The organism is Falsiroseomonas selenitidurans (genome assembly GCF_012103215.1).
GTDB lineage: Bacteria > Pseudomonadota > Alphaproteobacteria > Acetobacterales > Acetobacteraceae > Falsiroseomonas > Falsiroseomonas selenitidurans.
Window position 1 is genome coordinate 1 of record NZ_JAAVNE010000027.1, and the last position, 19,913, is coordinate 19,913.

Below are 19,913 nucleotides of genomic sequence, written 5' to 3' on the forward strand. Positions count from 1 at the left end.
CAGCCAACCAACAACACCCTCAACAGGCACCATCAGCCAACCAACAACAAGCAAAGAGCAACCAATACTCTTCCCTCAACAGATACACAGCTTGAATGAACGGTGGGGCCGAAGGGCCGACGCCCCTTGGAAGGGGGCCAGCCTGTCTGTCCCGGTTTACCTCCGCCTCGGCGGGCCGTTGAAGTTAGCGGGTGTCCCGCTCGCTTTCAAGTGGCTGCCTCGTCGTCGGTGGGCGGTTTCTAGTGGCGGGCCGGGCTCCTGTCAAATCGCCCCTGCCACCCCCCCGCCCTGCCCGGAAACCCAGGCAAACCCTGGCGCTGGAAGCAAAAGGGGGCGGCCCTGGCGGGCCGCCCCCCTGTCATCGAACCGCATTTTTTTCACGCCGCCACCAATCGGGTGCCGGCGGGCGCGCCTCAGCTGTCCACGCGGATGTTGTTGTCCTTGATCACCTGGCCCCAGCGCTGGATCTCGGAGGCAACGAAGCTGCGCGCCTCCGCCGGGGTGGAGGCGACAATGTCGCAACCCTGTTCCTCGATCCGGGACTTCACCGCCGGGTCGTTCAGCGCTTCCCGCAGCGCCGCATGCATGCGGTCCACGATCGGCTGCGGCGTGCCGGTGCGGCCGAAGAAGGCCCACCAGGTCGGTGCCTCGAAATTGCCGAAGCCCTGCTGCGCGAAGGACCGGGTGCCCGGCACATGCCGAGTCTCGCCCCGCGTGGTCACCCCCAGCGGCCGCAGCGTGCCCGCCCGCATGTGCTGGGAGACGATGACGACGTTGGTCATGAACAGCGGGATTTCGCCGGCGATCGCCGCCGTCACGGCGGGGCCGCCGCCACGATAGGGCACATGGGTCAGCTTGAAGCCGTTCTGCTGCTGCAGCAGCGTCGTCGCGATATGCGCCAGGCCGCCGACGCCGGACGTCGCATAGTTCAGGCTCTCCGGGTCCTTCTTCGCCGCTTCCATCACCTCCTGGAAGTTCTGGAAGGGCGTGTCCTTGTGTGCCGTCATCACCAGCGGGCCGGTGGCCACCAGGCTGACCGGAACCAGCGCCTCCAGCGTCTGGTAGTTCAGCCGCAGCAGCGTCTGGTTCGGCGCCTCGTTGTCATAGGCCAGCATCCAGGTGCTGCCATCGGCCGGTGCCCGCGCCATTTCGGAAGCGCCGATGGAGCCGCTGGCGCCGCCACGGTTCTCGATCACCACATTCTGGCCGAGGATGGCGGCCAGCTTCGGCTGGAACAGGCGCGCCACCGTGTCGGTGGACCCACCGGGCGCCCAGGGCACGATCAGGCGCAGCGGCCGCTCCGGCCAGTTGCCCTGGGCCCGCACCAGGGCCGGCGCGGCCAGGCCGAGCGCGGTCAGGGTCATCAATCCACGACGCTGCATCATCTGCAGACACCTCCCGTTTGTTCGTTGCGGCGCCAAGCCTACATCAGCTCGGCGGCCGTTGGAATTCACCCGGCCCGACGGCCTGGTTCAGCTGTCCGCGCGGATGTTGTTGTCGCGGATCACCGCGCCCCATTTCTCGATCTCGCTGCGCACGAAGGCCGCGGTTTCCGCCGGGGTGGAGCCGACGATGTCCGCCCCCTGCTCGGCCATCCGCGCCTGCACGTTGGGCTCCGCCAGCACCTGCTTCACCGCGCGCTGCATCCTGTCCAGGATCGGCTGCGGGATGCCGGCGGGGCCGACCAGCTGCCAGTAGGTCAGCGCCTCGAAGCCTGGGAAGCCCTGGCGGGTGAAGGGCACCACGCCGGGCAGGTAGCGGCTGTCGGTCTGCTGGGTCAGGCCCAGCGGGCGCAGCGCGCCGGCGCGGATGTGCGGCAGGATGATCACAATGTTCGACATGAACAGCGGCACATGCCCGGCCAGCGCATCCTGCAGCGCCGGGCCGCCGCCGCGATACGGGACGTGTTCCAGCTTGAAGTCGCCGCGCTGCTGCAGCAGCACGGTGGCGATATGCGCCCCGCTGCCGACGCCGGTGGTCGCGTAGTTCAGCGTCTGCGGCCGCGCCTTGGCGGCCTCCACCATCTGCTGGAAGTTCCGGAAGGGCGTCGAAGGGTGGGTCACCAGCGCATAGGGGCAGGTGCCGACCATGGTGCAGAAGGAGAAGGCCTGCATCACCCGGTAGGGCAGGTTCATCAGCGTCTCGTTGGTCGCCAGCGTGTCATTCGCCAGCAGCCAGGTGTAGCCATCCGGCGCCGAGCGCGCGGTCTCGGAGGAGCCGACGGAGCCTGAGGCGCCCGCGCGGTTCTCCACCACCACCGGCCGTCCCAGCAATTCCGTCAATTTCGGCTGCAGGATGCGCGCGACCGTATCGTTCGACCCGCCCGGCGGGTAGGGCACCACGATGCGCACGGGCCGGTCCGGCCAGGACCCGGTGCCCTGCGCCAGGCCCAGGCGCGGTGCGGACAGTGCCGCAAGCGCGGCAGGGGCGGTCAGCAGCTTGCGGCGTTGCATTCTCGCGTCTCCCTCGATGCTTGGGAGGCATTGCCGCACGCCGGGCCGTGACGTTCAAGCACCGATACGCGGCGGGCGGCGGAATCCGGCCGGGAGGCCCGTGCGGCGCGCCTCAGGCCGGCCGGCGATAGGCGCGCGCCGCCAGCGCCGCCCCGGCCAGGGCCAGGGCGCAGCCCGCCAGCCCGGTCCAGGCCAGGCCGCCGGCGGCGATCACCAGCCCGCCCAGCGCCGCGCCGGTGCCCTGCCCGGCCAGGATAACCGCGCCGTTCAGCGCCAGCGCAACCGAGCGATCCTCCGGCGCCAGGCCCATCAGGCGGGACTGCACCAGTGGCGCCAGGGCAAAGAGGGAGGCCGAGCCGGCGAAGACCAGCAGGCTCAGCGGCACGGCGTGCCAGGCCGCGCGCTCGAGCCCCAGCAGCCCTGCATAGCCCAGCAGCGCCAGCGCCAGAACCAGGAACAGCACCACCGGCACCGCCGGCCCCTGCCGGTCCGCCACCCGGCCGCCGGCCCCGATTCCCACCAGGCTGCCCAGCCCGACGAAGACCTGGATGGCGCCGATGCCGGAGCCCTCGATCCCCGTGGTGGCGGTGACGATCGGGCCGAGATAGGCGGCGATGCAGAACAGGCCGGAAAAGGCGAGCCAGGAGGTGCCGAGGACGCCGAGGATCGCCGGCCGCAGGGCGATGCCGAGCGACCCGGCGCCGCCGCGATCCGTGCTCGGCAGCGCCGGCAGGCCCAGACGCACGGCCAGGGCGGCAAGGCCGGTCAGGGTGCCGGCGAAGACGAAGGTGCCGCGCCAGCCCACAACGCCGCCGAGCGCGGTGCCGAGTGGGATGCCGAAGGAAAAGGCCAAGGTCAGCCCCGCCATGACCAGCGCGATGGCACGCGCCCGCTGCGCCGCCGGCACCAGCATGGAAGCGGCCACCGCCGGCAGCACCAGGGCGGAGGCCAGTGCCGCGGCGACGCGCAGCACCAGGGCGCTGCCGAAATCCGGCACCAGCGCGGTGGCGAGGTTCAGCACCGAAAGCAGGCCGAGGCCGACCGTCAGCAGCAGCCGGCGATCCACCCGCGCGGTGAGCGCCGCGATCGGCGGCCCGGCCAGGGCGAAGGTCAGCGCATAGGTGGCGGCGAGCTGCCCGGCCGTGGCGACGCTGACACCGAGATCGGCGGCCAGCCGCGCGATCAGGCCGGTGAAGGCATAGGCGCCGGTGGCGGAGGCGAATTGCGCCCCCGTCAGCAGCCAGATCCGGCGGTCCATACGCGCTCCCGCATCGGGGCCGCCAAGGCGCGCCCAGAGAAGCTTATCTCGGCGCGCCCCGGCGTTCCGGCAAGGGTGGCGGGTTCAGCCGCCCCAGGGGTCGGCCAGGCGCAGCCCGGCGCGGCGGAAGCAGCAACCCAGAGCGATGGCGGCGCCGGTGGCGGCATAGGCCTGGTGCGGCGGCAGGCGGCGCAGCAGGCAGGCCAGCGCTTCCCGCCTCGGCCCGCGCTGGGCGCAGGCGACGGCCAGCAGCAGGGCCGGCTCCTGCCCCACCAGACGGGGACATAGCGGGCAGCCCAGCGTCAGCGGGTGCTGCGCCAGGGCGCGCAGCAGCGCATCCAGCGGTTCCGCCGCCGCGGTCGCGTCCTCGGTGGCCAGCAGGCGGCGCAGCGCCAGCAGCGCCGGCTGGCCATGCCGGGCGGCGTGCGCCCAGGCGCGGGCGGCATCCACCAGCAGGCGCTCCGCCGGGGGCAGCGCATCGGCCTCGGCGCCGGTCCAGGGCCAATGGGGAAGGCCGGTTGTAGCCATGGAATCGCTCCTGCCTGTCGAGCCCCTGGATACCGCAATTGCGAGTCATTCGCAAATCTGAAAGCCGGGGAGCCCGGCGCTCGCGCCCGCCGCGCGCTTCATGCGGCGTCAAACCGGGCGGGCGCAGGATGGGCGGATGCGAAGCGCCCCTGCCCTCTGCCGTCGCGCGCTGCCCCTGCTGCTGGCCGGCGCCTGCGCCCGTCTGCCGGGGGCCGAACTGGCAGGCGAGTTGCCGGCGGGACGCGCCACGCTCGCCGGCTTCGCCGCGCTCTCGGCGATGGGCCTGCCGCTGGGCTCGGCGGTGGCGGTGGCGCCGGGGCGGCTGCTGACCAATGCGCATATCCTGCCGGAGGGCACGGAGGCCGTCCTGGCGCGGCGCGGCGATGGCGCCGGCGGCGCCATGGCCCGGCTCCTGGCGCGCAGCCCGGCGCTGGACCTGGCGGTGCTGGCGGTGCCGCCCGGCCTGTTCCGACCCCTTCCCTGCCGCAGCGCGCCGCTGGCCACCGGCGAGGCGGTATGGGCGCTGGGAGCGCCGGCGCTGGGGCCGGCCCTGGCGCAGGGGCGGGTGGCGCGGCCGGCCGCGCTGCTCGCCGGGCGCGGCCCCGGTTTCACCGCCCGGATCGCCGCCCTGGCGGGCTATTCGGGCGGCCCGCTGCTGGATGCGGCGGGCCGGCTGGGTGGGCTGGTGACAGCGCTGGTCGATCCCGGACCGGCCCTGCTGCTGGCGGCGCTGACGGGGCTGGACCTGGACGGGATTGCACGACTCCGTGACCCGCGTGAGGTTTTCGTCCTATCCATCGCCGCGGCGATGGCCGAATCCGGCCGGATCGCCCCCATGGGGTGAGATGCGCCCCGCAAAAGCTTGACGAGCGGGGGCTTCCGGCTGTCCTTGCCGGCACCGCCCCAGGACCCGGCGGTGTGAACCCCCGCGACGTGCCCCCCCGCACGCCGCCCCGTATTCACCGGCCTATGCCGCCGCGGGCTTCGCCCGGGCGTGCCGATCCGCCGTGAACGGCCCCGTGCGGGGCCCTGCGGATCGCGTGCCGCCAGGCCGCCTTCGGGCGGTGTGAAGGAGGACCTTGGATGGCCCCAGAGGCCCCGCAGCGCGAAGCGCTGCGTTCTTTCTACGCGCAGCGCGAAGCGCTGCATTCTTTTCATGCGCAGCGCGAAGCGCTGCGTTCTTCCCATGGCCGGCGCGCTTTGCTCGCCTCCTGCTGCCTCGGCCTCGCGCTGCTTGCCGGGCTTGGCCTATCCGCCCCGCCGGCGATCGGCCATGATTTCGCGCCGCAGCGCGGCATCGCTTCCTACTACCATCCGGAACGCTTCACCGGCCGTCCTATGGCCAATGGCGAGCGCTTCGATCCCAATTCCAATTCCGCCGCCCACCGCACCCTGCCCTTCGGCACCGTCGCCGTCGTCACCAACCTGCGGAATGGCGAAAGCCGCACGGTGGTGATCGAGGATCGCGGCCCGCATGTGCCCGGCCGGATCATCGACCTGTCGCCGCGCATCGCCGAGGAACTCGGCATGCGCGAGGCCGGGCTGGCCCGAGTGGAAATCCGCCCGCTGGCGCTGACGGAAGTCGCCCAGGCCCCGGACTGAACAGAACCCCTGCCGCGCTACTGGGCCCTGGGGCCGATGTCCCAGGGCAGGCGGCCGGATTCATAGACCGCATCGGCGCGGCTGAGCCCGATATCCTTCAGCATGCGATCATCCATCGCCGCCAATTGGCGGCGCGTGGTGATGATGCGCAGCATGACGCCCATCCAGCCGAACCAGGTCGCGGCGCCGCCACGGGCGCGCCGCCTCGCCAGGCTGGGGTTCCGCCGCACGCCGCCGGGCGAGAGCAAGAAGCCGGACATCGATTCACTTCCTTCTGCTGATCCATCGGGGCCAGCATCCGGCGGGGGAACGCATCAGTAAAACGAGAAATATTGACGGGCCGCATCAACATCCTTGATGCTGGCCGCATGACGCCCCTGCCCCCCGCGCTTGACCCCGACCTGCTGCGCGTCTTCGTGCTGATCGCCGAGGGAAGGTCCTTCACCCGCGCCGCGGACCGCGTCGGGCGCACCCAATCCGCCGTCTCCATGCAGATCCGCCGGCTGGAGCAGACGCTCGGCCAGCCGCTGCTGCTGCGCACCCCGAAGGGCGTGCAGACCACGCCGCAGGGCGCCTGGCTGCTGGACCGCGCGCGCGACCTGCTGGCGCTGAACGACGAGATCGTGGGCAATTTCCGCGCCCCGCCCATGGTCGGCTCGGTCCGGCTCGGCACGCCGGACGACTATGCGCTGAACTGGCTGCCGGACATCCTGGCGCGCTTCGCGGAGGCGCATCCGGCGGTGGAACTGGACGTCACCTGCCTGAACTCGGATGAGCTGGTGCTGCATTTCCAGCAGGGCAGGCTGGACCTGACCCTGGTGAGCGAGGGGCAGGAACCGCCCGGCGTGCCGGCCGAGCGCATCTGGCGCGGCCCGCTGCGCTGGGTGGGCAGCCCGACGCATGGGCTGCACCGGCGCGACCCGCTGCCGCTGGCGCTGTCCCGCCCCAACCTGCATCCTACCCGCCCGGAATTCGCCTGCGCCTGGCGCGAGGCGGCGCTGGCGGCGCTGCGCGCCAGCGCCCGCCCCGCACGCGTCACCTACAATTCGGCGACGCAGACCGGCTGCTTCACCGTGGCCCTGGCGGGGCTGGCGCTGACGGTCAGCACGCCCACCACCCTGCCGCAGGGGCTGGCCTGGCTCGGCGAGGCGGAGGGGCTGCCGCCACTGCCGGACATGGGCATCCTGTTGCTGCGCCACGAATCCGGCCTCGGCGTGCCGGCGGTGGATGCGCTGGCCAGCCACATCACCGAGGGTTTCCGGCGCGCCAGCGAGGCCGGCATCGCCCTGGCCGCCTGAACCGCGGCTCGGCCCGCTACCAGCGCCGCACCGGGCCGCAATCCAGGTGCACGAAGCCATCCCGGGAATACAGCCCGACCCCGCCGAGCCGCATCTCGGACGCCAGGCGCGCCAGCTGCGTGGCGCTGCGCCCCGGCAGCCGGCAATCCGCCGCCATGCCCGACATGTGCAGCGACACGCGGGAGACGCGGCGGCTGCGGTTGGCATTGACCGCGTTGGATTCGGGGGTGCGATAGCCGCTGACCACCTCGAAGGTCTCGTCGCTGTCCAAGCGAAGGGCGGCGGCGGCCATCACGTCGAACAGGCGCGGGTCCATCGGCGTGGTCTCGGCCCGCGACAGGTCGCGGAAGACGTAGTCCAGCCGGCGCAGCGCCTCCCGGTCATAGCGGCCGTCGCGGAAATAGACGCCGGCGAAACTGTCATTCGTCACCTGCCGGCGCACGCGAAGGCTGCGCGTCGCGCCCTGCGCCCAGGCCGGCGCCGCGGCCAGGGTTCCCGCGCCGGCCAACACCGCGGCCAGGACCCCGCGCCGCGGCAGGGCGCTGGCCGGCACCAGCCCGGCTTCGCCACAGCAGGGGCAGGCTTCCGGATGCATGAAGATCCGTGGCATCAGCGGGCAGAGAGCTGCGGCCGGTTCATCCCCGCCACCAGCGGCCGATGCGCGACCATGGCACGGGCATAGGCGGCATCCAGCCGGTAGATGTCGGGGCGGATCCGCACCCGTCCGCCGGCCTCCACCACCACCGTTTCATAATACAGCCTCACCGGCAGGCTGCGCGCCAGGGAGGCGACGCTGGTGGCACGGCTGGCCAGCATGCGTTCCGCCCGCGCCAGACTCCAGCCGGGGGTGCCTTCCAGCAGCACGCCCATCAGCTCATTCGGCCGTTCCAGCCGGATGCAGCCGGAGGAGAAGGCGCGGTCCGGGCGGCGGAACAGATGCCGGTCCGGCGTGTCGTGCAGGTAGATGTCCTCGCCATTCGGCATGATGAACTTGATGCGGCCCAGCGCGCTGAAATCGCTGGCATCCTGGCGCACGAAATAGGGGAAGCGGCGACCGTTGATGCTGGACCAGTCGATGGTCCGCGGGTCGATCTCCATGCGCTCCCCGCCCACCAGGGAGAACACCCGGAAGCCCTTGTCCATCATCGCCTGCGGGTCGCGGCGGAAGCGCGGCAGCAGGTCCTCCCGCGCATTGCGCTCCGGCACGCCCCAGGGCGGGTTGAACTGGATGGCGGTCAGCCGGACGTTCAACATCGGCGTGGCGCGGGCCGGCTGGCCGACGATCACCGCCATGCCCAGCAATTCGCGGTCCCCTTCCATCACCCGCAGTCGGAAATCCGGGACATTCACCTCAACCCGCCGGCCGGGCGGGGGCGTGCCGGCGCCGCGGCGCATGTCCAGCGCCACGCGGAGCTGGTCGATGCGATCGCCCAGCGGGCGGTTCAGCAGGCCGAGCGAGATGCGGCCGACGCGGCCATCCACCTCCAGCCCATTGGCCAGCTGCCAGCGCCGCACCGCGGCCTCCAGCACCGTGTCATAGCGGCTGCCGGCATCCGGCGCGGCCGCCAGCGTCGCATCCTCCACCGCCAGGCGGGCGCGCAGCAGCGGCACGCGGATCGGGTCCTGGTCGCCGGGGTCAATGGTGGCCTCACCCGGGATCGGCGTGAAGGCGCCGCGCGCGGCGACCTGCCGCTGCCGCGCCAGTTCCGCCTTCAGCGCCGCAGCCTCCCGCGGCAGCAGCGCGGCGCGATCGAGCAGCCCGGCCGGGTCGGGGGTGGCGGCAAGCTCGGCCAGCCAGGCCTGCAGGTTCACGGCGGAGGGGTCGCGTCGCAGGTCGGGACGGCCAGGCAGATCCCGCACCCGGCCGAGCAGCAGATCGGTCAGCGCCGCGGCGCTGGCCTGGTGCAGGGCGATGCGGAAGGCGGCGGGGTCGGCCGCGGCCAGCGTGCTGTCCGGAATGGCGTAGTGGCGCGGGTCGAGCCCATCCTCCTCCAGCCGCAGCAGCCGGTCCACCAGGCGCAGCAGCGCGTCGGTGGCGCCGGGCACCGTGCCGGGGACGGCCGGCAAGCCGGCAGGGGGCGCGAGGCCGCCGGGGGCCTCCATCGCGGGGGTGGCGGGGCGCTGCGCCTGAGCGGCGGCAGGGCCCGCCACGAAGGCCAGGGCTGCGGCAAGCAGGGGCCGACGTTCGATGTGCATGGCCCTGGAATACCGAAGCCGCCCCTGGGTTGCAAACACCGATGGGCAGATCCGCCGGCGATCACGGCGGTTTCGCTGCCGCACCCCGCGCCGCCTACCGCCCGCCGCCCACCGGCAGCACCGCGCCGTTCACATAGGCCGCCTGGGGCGAGAGCAGGAACAGGATGCACTCCGCCACCTCCTCCGGCGATCCCATGCGCCGCAGCGGGATGCCGGGGACGATGCGGCCGATGCGCTCCGGAATGCCGGCGCTGGCGTGGATGTCGGTGTCGATCATCCCGGGAGCGACCGCGTTGACCCGGATTCCCTCCCCGCCCAGCTCCCGCGCCAGGCCCAGCACCAGGCTGTCCACCGCCCCCTTGCTGGCGGCGTAGTGGACGAATTCGAAGGCGGAGCCGATCTGCGCGGCGCGCGAGGAGACGGCGACGATCCCGCCCCCCGCGCCGCCGCGGGAGGTCGCCATGCGTTGCGCCGCCTGCCGGCAGGCGCTGGCCAGGCCCAGCACGTTCACCCGGAACACCTCGGCCCAGGTGGCGTCGGAGGAGGTGAGGAAATCGCTGGCCGGGCCGGTGATGCCGGCATTCACCACCAGCGCGTCGATCCGGCCGAATCGCGCATCCAGCCGGCCGAAGGCGGCCGCTGTCGCCGCCGGGTCGCCGGCATCGGCCTGCACCAGTTCCACCGCCGCGCCGGAAGCGCGGCAGGCCTCGGCGGTTGCCGCCGCCGCCGCCTGCGCACCGCGCCAGGTCAGCAGCAGATCATGCCCGCGCGCCGCCGCCAGCCGGGCCGTGGCGGCGCCGATGCCGCGCCCCGCGCCCGTCACCATCATCACCGGCCTGTCCACCATCGCCATCCCTCCCTGCCGGCGGGCAGGACAGCGCTTCCGTCAGCCCAGCGCCAGATACAGCAGCCAGGAGATCAGGGCCGCGGCCCCCAGCACCAGCAGGCCGGCGCCGATGGCAGCCAGCCCCTCGTTGCGGCGCGCACCCTCCTCGGGCTTGGCGATGGGCCGGGAGGGCGGAATGACTCCCCTCGGCGGGTTGAACGGGTCGCGACGCGAGAGCGGAACGCCCGGACGCGCGTCCTGGACCAGGGTCTTCGGCATGGCCGGCCTCCTGCAGATGGTGCCGGGCCTGGAACGCGCGACTCAGCGGGAGGTGAGCAACCACCCGAGCAACAAAATCGCCAGCGTCGCCAGCGCCAGGCCTTTCAGCGTCGCCCAGACCTCCGAGCGGCCACCATCGCCCTCCTCCGGCAGGTAGGTCGGGCGCTGCGGCAGCGCCGCCCGGGCGAAGGGATCACGCGGCGGGGCTTCGGGCGGTGGGACCGCCGAGACGGGGGCCACGGGCGCGTCCGGCAGCGCCGGGTCGAACATGGTGGCCTGCGGCGGGCGGATTTCGGTGCGGCGATCCGACATGACTGGCTTACTCCGGGTTGGCAATCTCCGGGCCGGCGTCCTCCTGCGAGGAGCGCGGGCGGCCAGCCTACCAGCCAGCCCGGCCAAGGTGCCACGCGCCTGCGGCCGCCCCGATTGACGCCGGCGCCGGTCCGGTCCACCCCTTGCGCCCTGAAACGGCGGGGAAAACGGCAAGGCGATGCGGGCAAGTGCGGACAGCGTGCGGGCGCAAATCCTCGCGATCCTGGCGGCCTGGGGCATGCCGGAGGATCTGGCGGCCCAGACCGCGGAGGTGATGCTCGATACCGACCTCGCCGGCGTGGACAGCCACGGCATCGGCATGCTGACCAGCTACGAGGGCATGCGCCGGGCCGGCCAGGTGAAGCTGGACGCGCGCCCGCGGATCGAACGCGATGGCGGCGCGGTGGCGCTGGTGGATGGCGGCGCCGGGCTCGGCCATCCGGCGGCGGCCTTCGCCATGCGGCTGGCGATCCAGCGCGCGAAGCAGTTCGGCGTCGGGGCGGTGGCGGTGCGCAACAGCCACCATTTCGGCGCCGCCGGCTGGTACGTGAAGCTGGCCGCGGCCGAGGGCTGCGTCGGGCTGGTGACCAGCGGCACGCGCACCATGGCGATGGTGCCAACCCATGGCGCGGTGCCGGTGCTGGGCACCAACCCCATCGCCTTCGCCGCCCCGGCCGCCAGCCAGCCCCCGGTGGTGCTGGACATGGCCACCACGACGGCCGCCGCCAACAAGGTCCGTGCCCGGGCGCTGCGCAACAAGCCCATCCCCGCCGGCTGGGTGGTCGATGGCCGCGGCCAGCCGGTGACGGAAGGCGCCGCCGCGGTCGCGCAGATCTTCGAGAAGCCCGAAGGCGGGCTCTCGCCGGTCGGCGGCACGCCGGACATGGCCAGCCACAAGGGCTACGGCCTGGCGATGATGGCGCATATCCTGGGCGCGACCCTGTCCGGCGCCAGCTTCTCGCCCATTCGGGTGCGCACCCAGCGGCCGGAGGACCCGGACGATATCGGCCACTTCATGCTGGCGCTGAACCCCGCCGCCTTCCGCCCGGAAGGCGCGTTCGAGCAGGATCTGGACGCGGCGGTGGCGGTGCTGCGCGCCACGCCGCCGGCCGACCCCGCCCTGCCCGTGCTGGTGCCCGGCGACCCGGAACGGGCCGAGCACGCCGAGCGCAGCGCGCAGGGCATCCCCATCCCCGCCGGGCTCGAGGCGCAGATCCGTGGCATCTGCGAGCGTGCCGGCATTGCCTTCCTGTTGGCCGAAGCCTGAAGAGGACCCCCGACCCATGGCCCATCCCAGCCTGCGCCAGGCGCTTGCCGCCGACGACTTCATCCTCGCCCCCGGCGTGTTCGACATGATCTCCGCCAAGGTGGCGGACGGCATGGGGTTCAAGGCGCTCTACGCCACCGGCTTCGGGGTCACGGCGTCGCATCTCGGCCTGGCCGATGCCGGCATCGCCACCTACACGGACATGGTCGGCCGCATGGGCACCATCGCGAAGGGCTGCCGCACGCCGGTGATCGCCGATGCCGACACCGGCTATGGCGGCCTGCTGAACGTGCGCCACACGGTGCGCGGCTATGAGGAGGCGGGCGTCACCGCCATCCAGATGGAAGACCAGGAAGTGCCGAAGAAGTGCGGCCACACGCCGGGCCGCAAGGTGATCCCGGCGGAGGAGATGGCGCTGAAGATCCGCGTCGCCGCGGAAACCCGGCGCAGCGAGGATTTCCTCATCATCGCCCGCACCGATGCCCGCACCTCGCTTGGCCTGGAGGAGGCGATCCGCCGCGGCCAGATGTTCGCCGAGGCCGGGGCCGACGTGATCTTCATCGAAAGCCCGGAAAGCGAGGCCGAGATGGCGGAGGTGGGCCGGCAGATCAAGAAGCCGCTCTTCGCCAACATGGTGGAAGGCGGCCGCACGCCGATCGTCCCGGCGGAGCGGCTGCACGCCATGGGCTACCGCATCGCCATCTACCCGGCGGTGGGCTTCCTGAGCGTGGCCGGGGCGCTGGAGCGCGCCTATGGCCAGCTCAAGGCCGATGGCCATTCCAACAACATGACGGTGAATGCCGACTACAGCTTCGCGAAGATGTGCGAGCTGATGGGCTTCCCGGATGTGTGGGAATTCGACCGCAAATGGGCCGAGGCCGCCGGCAACCTGCCGAAGGCGGCGGAATAGCCCATGCCGCAGACCCCGCCCGAGGATGTGCGCATCCTGCTGTTCGATGTCTTCGGCACCGTGGTGGACTGGCGCAGCTCCGTGGCGCGGGAGGTGGCGCCCTTCCTGGCGCGGCACGCGCCGGGCGTGGACCCGACCGGCTTCGCCGTCGCCTGGCGCCGCCGCTACCAGCCGGCGATGGAGGCGGTGCGCAGCGGCGCCCGCCCCTTCACCCGGCTGGACATCCTGCACCGGGAGAACCTGGAAGGCGTGCTGCAGGAATCCGGCCTGGACCCGGCGGCGATCGACGCGGCGGAGCTGGACCAGTTGAACAAGGCCTGGCACCGGCTGGACCCCTGGCCGGACAGCGTCGCGGGGCTGGCGCGCCTGAAGCAGCGCTTCCTGATCGCGCCGCTGTCCAACGGCAACATCGCGCTGATGCTGAACCTGGCCAAGCGCGCCGGCCTGCCCTGGGACGCGATCCTGGGGGCGGAGGTGGCGCGCGCCTACAAGCCGAGCCCGGCGGCCTACCTGAACACCGCCGAGATCCTGGGCCTCGCCCCCGGGCAATGCATGCTGGTGGCGGCCCACAACAACGATCTGGCGGCGGCCCGCCGCGCCGGCTTCCGCACCGCCTTCGTGCCCCGCCCGACGGAACACGGGCCGGGGCAGAAGACGGATCTGGCGCCGGAACAGGATTGGGACGCGGTGGCGGAAAGCTTCCCGGCGCTGGCCGATCGGCTGGGCTGCCCCGGGTAGCTCCTGTTCCGTCCTCAGGCGCCGGGCGCGGCCTCCGGCTGCCACCGGCCGTCGGCGTGATCGGTCGCAGGGCGGCTTGATCGGGCGCGGTCGGGCCGCGACACTGGCGCCACAACGCATCCGGCGGATTTCCTTCCAGCATGGCCTTCCCGCATGACGACCCCGCCTGGGCGGAAACCGCCGCCTTCCTGCGCGCCCGGCTGGCACCGGCCGACCGGGTGCTGGCGCCGGACCCGTTCCGCTGGGCCATCCCCCGCGCCGAGCGCTTCGGTGGCGCCGCCGGCACGGCGCCGCGCGACGTCGCCTGGGTGGTGGTGCACAAGGGAGAGCTGGACCGCATCCCGCGGCCGCTGCTGGACGCGCTGCCGGACCAGGCCCGCCCGGTCTATGCCAACCCGGTCTTCGTGGTCTTTGCCAGCCGGCCGGCCGAGGACCTGCCGGACCTGACCGAGACCGACCACGTCCGCGCCTTCGCCGCCAACCACGCCACCCTGCCGCCGGCACCGCTGCCGGTGCTGGCCCTGGTCGATCTGGCCGAGCCGCCCGCGGCGCCGCCTCCCCCACCGCCCCCGCTCGCCCGCCCCGTGCCGCCGCGCCAGGCACCGCGCCCGCAGCGCCCGCCGCCGCGCCCCGCCACCGCCCCGCCCCGACCCTGGCTGGTCGCCGGCCAGCCGGGCCCGGCGCGGGAAGCCGCCTTCCAGGCGGAGCTGGACCGGCTGATCGCCGCCTATCTGGGCAGCGCCACCGGGCAGGCCGTGCTCGATATCGGTTGCGGCACCGGCCGGCTCGGCACGCTGCTGGAAGGGGCCGCCCGCGTCGCCGGCATCGACCTGGACCCGGCCGCGCTGGCCGCCGCCCGCACCCGCCATGCCGGGCTGCCGCATTTCGGCTTCGCGCGCATGGACGCCGCCCGCCTGGCCTTCGCCGAGTCCAGCTTCGACGCCGCCTTGCTGGTCGACACCATCGAGATGCTGGCCGACCCCGCCGCCGCCCTGGCCGAGGCCGCCCGCGTGCTGGCCCGTGGCGGGCTGCTGCTGCTGAGCGCGGTGAACCGCGACAGCCTGTATCTGCGCGCCCTGCGCCGGCTGGGCGGCAGCCCGCCGGCCGCCGGCCACACGGCCGAGGAACTGGCCGGGATGCTGCGGGCCGTGGGCATGCAGGTGGTGCGCAGCGATGGCTGCTTCCTCTCCCCCGCCTGGGCGCTGCCCGGCGCCGCCCCGGGCCTGGCGGCGCTGGAGGAGGACCCCGAATTCATCGAGACCGCCCGCCGGCTCGGCCGCCGCGCCGGGCCGGAGGATGCGCTGGCCTTCGTGCTGCTGGCCCGCAAGGGCTGACGGCGGCGGACCCGTCCCACGACTGGTCCGCGCGCCCGCCCTGCAAGCCGCAGGTGTCAGCCGGTGGCGATGCCGCCGGCGCGGATGATCGGCGTCCAGCGCGCCACTTCCCGCGCGATGTGGCCCGCGAAGGCTTCCGGCGTGCCGCCGACCACCGTGCCGGCCTGGGTGTCGAAGATGCGCTGCTTCACATCCGGCATGGCGGCGATGCGGCCGAACACCTCGTTGATCCGGCGCGCCAGGGCCGGATCCATGCCCGCGGGGGCGACGATGCCGTGCCAGACCGCCACCTCGAAGCCCGGCAGCACGGTGGAGATCGCCGGCACCCCCGGCAGCAGCGGCGTGCCCGCCGCATTGCCCACGGCGATCGCCTTGGCATTGCCCTGGCGGATCTGGCCGATGCCGGAGGAGACGGTGGGGAAGCCGAACTGCGCATCGCCGCGCAGCAGCGCCGTCACCATCTCCGCGCCCGAACGGTAGGGCACGTGCACCATGGAGACGCCGGCCTCCTTCAGGAACAGCGCCATGAACAGGTGGCTGCCATTGCCGTTGCCGGCCGAGGAATAGGTGAAGCCGTCCGGCCGCGCCTTCGCCTGCTCGATCACCTGCTGGATGCTGGTGGCGGAGACGGAGGGATGCGCCATCAGCACCGCCGGCAGGTTCACCAGGTGGATGATCGGCGTGAAGGCGGTGGGCGGGTCGTAGCTCAGGCTGGGAACCAGTTCCTTGCCGATGGCGTTGGCGCCGACATCGGCCATCATCAGGGTCAGGCCGTCCGGCTTCTCCCGCGCCACGAAGGCGCCGGCGATGGTGCCGCCGGCGCCGGGGCGGTTCTCCACCACCAGGGTCTGGCCGCCGGAGGCTTCCGGGAACTTCGCGGCGACGGTGCGGGACAGCGTGTCGATGGCGCCACCGGCGCCGAAGGGCACGATCAGCCGGATCGGGCGGTCCGGCCAGGTGCCCTGCGCCCGCGCCACGGCCGGCGCGGCAAGCGCCCCCATGCCGGCCAGGACATGCCGGCGCAACAGCTTGTGCGTCATCATTAAAACCTTTCTTGAGACGTTATCGCCAAAATGGCCCAGCACTAGCTGGCGCGCAACCGGCGAACTCACTGTAGTGTGCAGCACCTTCCGAGTCGGATGCCTGCCATGACCTGGTCCATCGTCGCCCATGACCCGGAGACCGGCGCCTTTGCCGTCGCCGTCACCACCTGCGCCTTCGCGGTCGGCGCCTCCTGCCCCTTCGTGCGGTCGGGCGTGGGCGCCGTCTCCACCCAGTCCATGACCAACCGCTATCTGGGCCCGGCGGTGCTGGACGGCATGGCGCGCGGCCTGTCGCCGGCGGCGGCCATCGAAAGCGCGCTGGCCGGCGACGAGGGGCGCGGGCTGCGCCAGGTGCATGCGGTGGACCGGCATGGCCGCAGCGCCGCCTTCACCGGGAAGAACTGCGTCGAATGGTGCGGCGACGTCACCTCCGCCCATGTCTCCTTCGCCGGCAACATGCTGGCCGGCCCCGCGGTGCTGGCCGATACCTACGCCGCCTTCGTCACCAACCCGGAGATGAAGCTGGCGGAACGCCTGCTGGCCGGGCTCGACGCCGGGGAGGCCGCGGGCGGCGACCGCCGCGGCCGGCAATCCGCCGCCCTGCTGCTGACCACGACCGAGGATTTCCCCGACCTGTCGCTGCGCGTGGACGACCACCCGCTGCCGCTGGTGGAGTTGCGGCGGCTGTACGACATCTGGCTGCGCGAACGCGCCCCGGCGCTGCGCGACCAGCCCTCCAAGGCGCGGCCTTCCGGCATGACGGACCTGGACGGGATCGAGGCGCGCTGGATCGCCAAGGGGCTGGACCTGCGGCTGCGGCGCTGAGACCCTGTGGGCGCGGCCCGATGGGCCCCTGCAGCACGGGAAGGGATGCGATGACAGCGCCGCGCAGCGACAGGCAGGCGCCCACCCCGGCGGGTTCCGGCCGCGGATGCTGAAGCCCTGGGTCGCGGCGCTGTCCGCCACGCTGCTGATGCAGACGGTCGGCACCTTCCTGGGCCAGACCATCCCCGTGGTAGCACCGCTGATGACGGCGGAGCTGGGCCTGCGGCCCGAGACGGTGGGCAATTTCTCCTCGGTCAACACACTGGGCGCCATCCTGTTCCTGCTGTTCGGCACGCCCTTCGTCGCCCGCCACGGGCCGCTGCGGATGCTGCAATTCGGCGCGCTGGTGGGCAGCCTGGCGCTGCTGGCGGCGGCCGCCGGCATCGTCTGGCTGCTGCCGGTGGCGGCGCTGGTGATGGGCATCGGCTATGGCCCCACCGGCCCGGCCGGCAGCCGCATCCTGCAGGCCACGGCGCCGCCGCGGCACCGGGTGCTGATCTTTTCCGTCAAGCAGGCGGGCGCGCCGGCCGGTGGCGCGCTGGCCGGGCTGGTGGCGGCGCCGATCGCGGCGCTGTACGGCTGGCAGGCGGCGCTGCTGTCCGCCATCGTCGTGGCACTGGCCTGCGCCGTGCTGATCCAGCCGCTGCGCCCGCAGCTGGATGCGGAGCGCGAGCCGCAGCGGCCGTGGCGCGACGCCTTCACCGCGAAGCGCCTGGCCGCGCCGGTGAATGCGCTGCGCATGCACCGGGTGCTGCCGCCGCTGACGCTGCAGGCCTTCGCCTTCGCCGCCCTGCAGGGCAGCCTGTTCAGCTTCACCGTGACCTGGCTGGTGGAACGCCACGGCTACAGCCTGACCGCCGCCGGCAGCCTGTTCGCCGCCATGCAGGTGGCCGGCGTGGTGGGGCGGCTGGTGCTGGGCTGGGCGGCGGACCGGCTGGGCGATGCGACGCGCAGCCTGTCGCTGCATGGGCTGGTGGCGGCCGCGCTCTCCGCCGCCTGGGTGCTGCTGGGCCCGGACGCGCCGGCGCCGCTGGCGCTGCTGCTGGCCGTGGGCGCCGGCTTCACCGCCGCCAGCTGGAACGGCATCTTCCTGGCCGAGGTCGCCCGGGTGGCGCCGGCCGACCGGGTGGCGGAGGCCTCTTCCGGCGCCATCCTGCTGTGCTTCCTGGGCTACCTCTCCGCCCCCACCGCCTTCGCCTGGGCGGTGACGATGACGGGCAGCTGGACCCTGCCCTACCTGGTGGCCTGCGGGCTGCTGGCCGTGGTCTCCTTGGTGGTGTTCGCGCTGCGGGTTGGAGACGCGGTGCGCAACCGGTAAACCCGCCCCTGGCACAAGGGGTTGGAACATGGCGGTCAGGCTCGGCATCGTCGGCTTCGGCATCATGGGGGAAAGGTTGCTGCGCGCCGCCCTGGCGCAGGACGCCATGCGCCCCGTGGCGGTATGGGACCCCTCCGCCGAGGCCGCCTCCCGCCTCGCCAGGATCGCGCCGGAGGTGCCGATGCTGGCCAGCCCGGCGGCGGTGATCGCGGCCTGCGAGGCGCTGTACATCGCCTCCCCCCCCAGCGCCCATCTGGAGCATGCCGGCGCCGCCTTCGCCGCCGGCCGCGCCGCCTTCCTGGAAAAGCCGCTGGCCGCGGACCTGGCCGCCGCCCGCGCCTTCGTCACGATGGCGGAGGCCGAGGGCGCGCGCGCGGCGGTGAACTTCCCCATGGCCTCCTCCCCCGCCGTGGCGCAGCTCTCCGCCTGGCGGGCGGGCATCGGCGCGCCGCGGGCGCTGACCATCCGCGCCGACTTCGCCACCTGGCCGCGTGGCTGGCAGCAGGGCGCCGCGGGCTGGCTGGCCAGGCGCGCGGAAGGTGGCTTCACGCGGGAAGTGCTGTCCCACTTCCTGTTCCTGACGCGCCGGCAGCTCGGCCCGCTGGTGCTGCTGGACCGCTCGGCGGATTACCCGCCGGACGACGGGGCGGAGATCGCGGTGCAGGCGCGGCTTGCCGCCGGCGGCGTGCCCGTGGCGCTCTCCGGCCAGGTCGGCGGCACCGACCGCGACGAATCGAATGAATGGCGGCTGGAGGCCGAGGCCGGCAGCATCCGCCTGCGCGACTGGTCCCTGGCCGAGAAGCGGGACGCCGATGGCGCCTGGCGCCCGGCGCCGGACGCGCTGCCGAACGAGACCATGCGGCCCATGGTGCTGCGCGACCAGCTGCGGAAACTCGCCGCGCTGACGCGCGATGAACCGCAGGACCTCGCCACGCTGCGCGAGGCGCTGGAGGTGCAGGAGGTGGTGGAGGGCATCCTTGGCGGCTGAAAGACCGAGGCTTCCCCGGCGCGCCCTTCTCGCCGCCATGCTGGCGCCGGGCCTGGCCTGGGCGCAACCACGGGCACCGGTGGCGCCGGACAGCCCGGCGGGCGCGGCGCTGGTGGGGCGGCTCCGGCAGGGTGGGCTGGTGCTGTACCTCCGGCACGCCGACACGCGGGGCGAGCCCTGCGACCGCAGCTACCGCCTGGGCGACCGCGACGGGCAGCGCAACCTCTCGGCCGCGGGCCGCCTGCAATCGGCGCGGATCGGCGCCATGCTGGCCGAGCTGCGCATCCCGCTGGCGCTGCCGGTACTGGCCGGCCCGGTCTTCCGGGCGCGCGATACGGCGGAACTCGCCTTCGGTGCCGGCGCCATCCAGGTGACGGAGGGGCTGCTGGCGGATGACTATGCCGGCGGCCGGCTGGCCTGGGTGCTGGCGGAACACCGCCGCCTGTTCGGCACCAGGCCGCCGGCGGGCGAGAACCGCGTGCTGGTCGGCCACCGCACCCCCGCCATCATGCTGCTGGGCGATGCCGTCGCCGGCCGCGCCTTCCCGGAAGGCGCGGCGCTGGTGCTGGAGCCGGCGGGCGGGCGCTTCGCCCTTCTGGGTATCCTGGAACTCGCCCCGCTGCCCGGCGGCGGTTTTCACGCCTGCGGCTGAGGCCGGCGCCGGCCTGGCCGCATCCTCCACGCATCGGGCGGGTCCGCCGGCTGCGATGTTGCGGTAGAAGACGCGCCACTCCCTTT

At 73.4% G+C, this 19,913-nt stretch carries 22 protein-coding genes; 11 read left to right on the top strand and 11 right to left on the bottom strand.

All coding sequences use genetic code 11. The annotated features are described in order from the left end of the window. Nucleotides 1–413: 413 nt before the first annotated feature. The 4 genes from HEQ75_RS16360 to HEQ75_RS16375 all read right to left on the bottom strand — a co-directional run bounded on the left by HEQ75_RS16360 (nt 414) and on the right by HEQ75_RS16375 (nt 4,239). Nucleotides 414–1,364 (bottom strand): Bug family tripartite tricarboxylate transporter substrate binding protein, encoded by a 951-nt coding sequence (locus HEQ75_RS16360; RefSeq protein ID WP_235961803.1) that lies wholly within the window; start codon nt 1,362–1,364, stop codon nt 414–416. A gap of 108 nt (nt 1,365–1,472) precedes the next feature. Further along, entirely contained in the window at nt 1,473–2,453 is a 981-nt protein-coding gene (locus HEQ75_RS16365) for a tripartite tricarboxylate transporter substrate binding protein (protein ID WP_168032546.1), read from the bottom strand. A 112-nt stretch (nt 2,454–2,565) separates the two neighbouring features. Beyond that, nucleotides 2,566–3,711, bottom strand: coding sequence for an MFS transporter (locus HEQ75_RS16370; RefSeq protein WP_168032548.1), 1,146 nt, complete (start codon nt 3,709–3,711; stop codon nt 2,566–2,568). 84 nt (nt 3,712–3,795) lie between these two features. Then, on the bottom strand, nt 3,796–4,239 hold the full coding sequence (locus HEQ75_RS16375; RefSeq protein WP_168032550.1) for a hypothetical protein: 444 nt from the start codon (nt 4,237–4,239) through the stop codon (nt 3,796–3,798). Between the two features lie 136 nt (nt 4,240–4,375). Between HEQ75_RS16375 and HEQ75_RS16380 the strand changes: the two genes are divergently transcribed. Both HEQ75_RS16380 and HEQ75_RS16385 read left to right on the top strand, forming a co-directional pair. Continuing rightward, on the top strand, nt 4,376–5,083 hold the full coding sequence (locus tag HEQ75_RS16380) for a S1 family peptidase (RefSeq protein WP_168032552.1): 708 nt from the start codon (nt 4,376–4,378) through the stop codon (nt 5,081–5,083). Between the two features lie 239 nt (nt 5,084–5,322). Continuing rightward, on the top strand, nt 5,323–5,841 hold the full coding sequence (locus HEQ75_RS16385; protein ID WP_168032554.1) for a septal ring lytic transglycosylase RlpA family protein: 519 nt from the start codon (nt 5,323–5,325) through the stop codon (nt 5,839–5,841). A 17-nt stretch (nt 5,842–5,858) separates the two neighbouring features. Here the strand turns inward: HEQ75_RS16385 and HEQ75_RS27915 are convergent, their stop codons facing one another. After that, nucleotides 5,859–6,101 carry a DUF1127 domain-containing protein gene (locus tag HEQ75_RS27915; protein WP_209318608.1) on the bottom strand — a complete coding sequence of 81 codons (243 nt, stop codon included), beginning with the start codon at nt 6,099–6,101 and terminating at the stop codon, nt 5,859–5,861. Between the two features lie 108 nt (nt 6,102–6,209). Between HEQ75_RS27915 and HEQ75_RS16395 the strand changes: the two genes are divergently transcribed. After that, nucleotides 6,210–7,139 (top strand): LysR family transcriptional regulator, encoded by a 930-nt coding sequence (locus HEQ75_RS16395; RefSeq protein WP_168032557.1) that lies wholly within the window; start codon nt 6,210–6,212, stop codon nt 7,137–7,139. A 16-nt stretch (nt 7,140–7,155) separates the two neighbouring features. Here HEQ75_RS16395 and HEQ75_RS16400 read toward each other — a convergent pair whose 3' ends face one another. From HEQ75_RS16400 to HEQ75_RS16420, 5 genes are all read right to left on the bottom strand, one after another. Next, nucleotides 7,156–7,749, bottom strand: a complete 594-nt coding sequence (locus HEQ75_RS16400; RefSeq protein WP_235961805.1) for a DUF882 domain-containing protein — start codon at nt 7,747–7,749, stop codon at nt 7,156–7,158. Continuing rightward, entirely contained in the window at nt 7,749–9,335 is a 1,587-nt protein-coding gene (locus tag HEQ75_RS16405) for a L,D-transpeptidase family protein (RefSeq protein WP_235961807.1), read from the bottom strand. The genes HEQ75_RS16400 and HEQ75_RS16405 overlap by 1 nt, the downstream gene beginning before the upstream one ends. A gap of 94 nt (nt 9,336–9,429) precedes the next feature. Beyond that, nucleotides 9,430–10,182 (bottom strand): SDR family oxidoreductase, encoded by a 753-nt coding sequence (locus HEQ75_RS16410; RefSeq protein WP_168032559.1) that lies wholly within the window; start codon nt 10,180–10,182, stop codon nt 9,430–9,432. Between the two features lie 39 nt (nt 10,183–10,221). Next, nucleotides 10,222–10,440, bottom strand: a complete 219-nt coding sequence (locus HEQ75_RS16415) for a hypothetical protein (RefSeq protein ID WP_168032561.1) — start codon at nt 10,438–10,440, stop codon at nt 10,222–10,224. Nucleotides 10,441–10,482: 42 nt separating this feature from the next. Then, nucleotides 10,483–10,752: a hypothetical protein gene (locus HEQ75_RS16420; RefSeq protein ID WP_168032563.1), complete on the bottom strand. Its 270-nt coding sequence runs from the start codon at nt 10,750–10,752 to the stop codon at nt 10,483–10,485. Between the two features lie 178 nt (nt 10,753–10,930). Here HEQ75_RS16420 and HEQ75_RS16425 point away from each other — a divergent pair, with 178 nt between their 5' ends. From HEQ75_RS16425 to HEQ75_RS16440, 4 genes are all read left to right on the top strand, one after another. Next, a complete protein-coding gene (locus HEQ75_RS16425) occupies nt 10,931–12,019 on the top strand; it encodes an Ldh family oxidoreductase (protein ID WP_168032565.1) in 1,089 nt (362 codons plus the stop codon). A 16-nt stretch (nt 12,020–12,035) separates the two neighbouring features. Then, a complete protein-coding gene (locus HEQ75_RS16430; RefSeq protein ID WP_168032567.1) occupies nt 12,036–12,929 on the top strand; it encodes an isocitrate lyase/PEP mutase family protein in 894 nt (297 codons plus the stop codon). Between the two features lie 3 nt (nt 12,930–12,932). Further along, nucleotides 12,933–13,667 carry a haloacid dehalogenase type II gene (locus HEQ75_RS16435; RefSeq protein ID WP_168032569.1) on the top strand — a complete coding sequence of 245 codons (735 nt, stop codon included), beginning with the start codon at nt 12,933–12,935 and terminating at the stop codon, nt 13,665–13,667. A gap of 140 nt (nt 13,668–13,807) precedes the next feature. Continuing rightward, entirely contained in the window at nt 13,808–15,001 is a 1,194-nt protein-coding gene (locus HEQ75_RS16440; RefSeq protein WP_168032571.1) for a class I SAM-dependent methyltransferase, read from the top strand. 56 nt (nt 15,002–15,057) lie between these two features. Here the strand turns inward: HEQ75_RS16440 and HEQ75_RS16445 are convergent, their stop codons facing one another. Beyond that, a complete protein-coding gene (locus HEQ75_RS16445; RefSeq protein WP_168032573.1) occupies nt 15,058–16,041 on the bottom strand; it encodes a Bug family tripartite tricarboxylate transporter substrate binding protein in 984 nt (327 codons plus the stop codon). 108 nt (nt 16,042–16,149) lie between these two features. Between HEQ75_RS16445 and HEQ75_RS16450 the strand changes: the two genes are divergently transcribed. The 4 genes from HEQ75_RS16450 to HEQ75_RS16465 all read left to right on the top strand — a co-directional run bounded on the left by HEQ75_RS16450 (nt 16,150) and on the right by HEQ75_RS16465 (nt 19,827). Then, nucleotides 16,150–16,869, top strand: coding sequence for a DUF1028 domain-containing protein (locus HEQ75_RS16450; protein WP_168032575.1), 720 nt, complete (start codon nt 16,150–16,152; stop codon nt 16,867–16,869). A gap of 106 nt (nt 16,870–16,975) precedes the next feature. Continuing rightward, on the top strand, nt 16,976–18,187 hold the full coding sequence (locus tag HEQ75_RS16455) for an MFS transporter (RefSeq protein WP_168032577.1): 1,212 nt from the start codon (nt 16,976–16,978) through the stop codon (nt 18,185–18,187). A 28-nt stretch (nt 18,188–18,215) separates the two neighbouring features. Then, the gene (locus HEQ75_RS16460; RefSeq protein ID WP_168032579.1) at nt 18,216–19,175 is read left to right on the top strand and encodes a Gfo/Idh/MocA family oxidoreductase; all 960 of its coding nucleotides are present in this window, start codon (nt 18,216–18,218) and stop codon (nt 19,173–19,175) included. Between the two features lie 37 nt (nt 19,176–19,212). Further along, complete coding sequence (locus HEQ75_RS16465) at nt 19,213–19,827, top strand: histidine phosphatase family protein (RefSeq protein WP_168032581.1); 615 nt, start codon at nt 19,213–19,215, stop codon at nt 19,825–19,827. Nucleotides 19,828–19,913 lie beyond the last annotated feature (86 nt).

Coding starts and splice junctions, on each gene's coding strand:
- HEQ75_RS16360 (WP_235961803.1), bottom strand. CDS start 1,364: ATGACCCTGACCGCGCTCGGCCTGGCCGCGCCGGCCCTGGTGCGGGCC.
- HEQ75_RS16460 (WP_168032579.1), top strand. CDS start 18,216: ATGGCGGTCAGGCTCGGCATCGTCGGCTTCGGCATCATGGGGGAAAGG.
- HEQ75_RS16380 (WP_168032552.1), top strand. CDS start 4,376: ATGCGAAGCGCCCCTGCCCTCTGCCGTCGCGCGCTGCCCCTGCTGCTG.
- HEQ75_RS16450 (WP_168032575.1), top strand. CDS start 16,150: ATGACCTGGTCCATCGTCGCCCATGACCCGGAGACCGGCGCCTTTGCC.
- HEQ75_RS16400 (WP_235961805.1), bottom strand. CDS start 7,749: ATGCCACGGATCTTCATGCATCCGGAAGCCTGCCCCTGCTGTGGCGAA.
- HEQ75_RS16415 (WP_168032561.1), bottom strand. CDS start 10,440: ATGCCGAAGACCCTGGTCCAGGACGCGCGTCCGGGCGTTCCGCTCTCG.
- HEQ75_RS16430 (WP_168032567.1), top strand. CDS start 12,036: ATGGCCCATCCCAGCCTGCGCCAGGCGCTTGCCGCCGACGACTTCATC.
- HEQ75_RS16365 (WP_168032546.1), bottom strand. CDS start 2,453: ATGCAACGCCGCAAGCTGCTGACCGCCCCTGCCGCGCTTGCGGCACTG.
- HEQ75_RS16395 (WP_168032557.1), top strand. CDS start 6,210: ATGACGCCCCTGCCCCCCGCGCTTGACCCCGACCTGCTGCGCGTCTTC.
- HEQ75_RS16445 (WP_168032573.1), bottom strand. CDS start 16,041: ATGACGCACAAGCTGTTGCGCCGGCATGTCCTGGCCGGCATGGGGGCG.
- HEQ75_RS16435 (WP_168032569.1), top strand. CDS start 12,933: ATGCCGCAGACCCCGCCCGAGGATGTGCGCATCCTGCTGTTCGATGTC.
- HEQ75_RS16410 (WP_168032559.1), bottom strand. CDS start 10,182: ATGGTGGACAGGCCGGTGATGATGGTGACGGGCGCGGGGCGCGGCATC.
- HEQ75_RS16425 (WP_168032565.1), top strand. CDS start 10,931: ATGCGGGCAAGTGCGGACAGCGTGCGGGCGCAAATCCTCGCGATCCTG.
- HEQ75_RS16420 (WP_168032563.1), bottom strand. CDS start 10,752: ATGTCGGATCGCCGCACCGAAATCCGCCCGCCGCAGGCCACCATGTTC.
- HEQ75_RS16455 (WP_168032577.1), top strand. CDS start 16,976: ATGCTGAAGCCCTGGGTCGCGGCGCTGTCCGCCACGCTGCTGATGCAG.
- HEQ75_RS16370 (WP_168032548.1), bottom strand. CDS start 3,711: ATGGACCGCCGGATCTGGCTGCTGACGGGGGCGCAATTCGCCTCCGCC.
- HEQ75_RS16375 (WP_168032550.1), bottom strand. CDS start 4,239: ATGGCTACAACCGGCCTTCCCCATTGGCCCTGGACCGGCGCCGAGGCC.
- HEQ75_RS16465 (WP_168032581.1), top strand. CDS start 19,213: ATGCTGGCGCCGGGCCTGGCCTGGGCGCAACCACGGGCACCGGTGGCG.
- HEQ75_RS16440 (WP_168032571.1), top strand. CDS start 13,808: ATGGCCTTCCCGCATGACGACCCCGCCTGGGCGGAAACCGCCGCCTTC.
- HEQ75_RS16405 (WP_235961807.1), bottom strand. CDS start 9,335: ATGCACATCGAACGTCGGCCCCTGCTTGCCGCAGCCCTGGCCTTCGTG.
- HEQ75_RS27915 (WP_209318608.1), bottom strand. CDS start 6,101: ATGTCCGGCTTCTTGCTCTCGCCCGGCGGCGTGCGGCGGAACCCCAGC.
- HEQ75_RS16385 (WP_168032554.1), top strand. CDS start 5,323: ATGGCCCCAGAGGCCCCGCAGCGCGAAGCGCTGCGTTCTTTCTACGCG.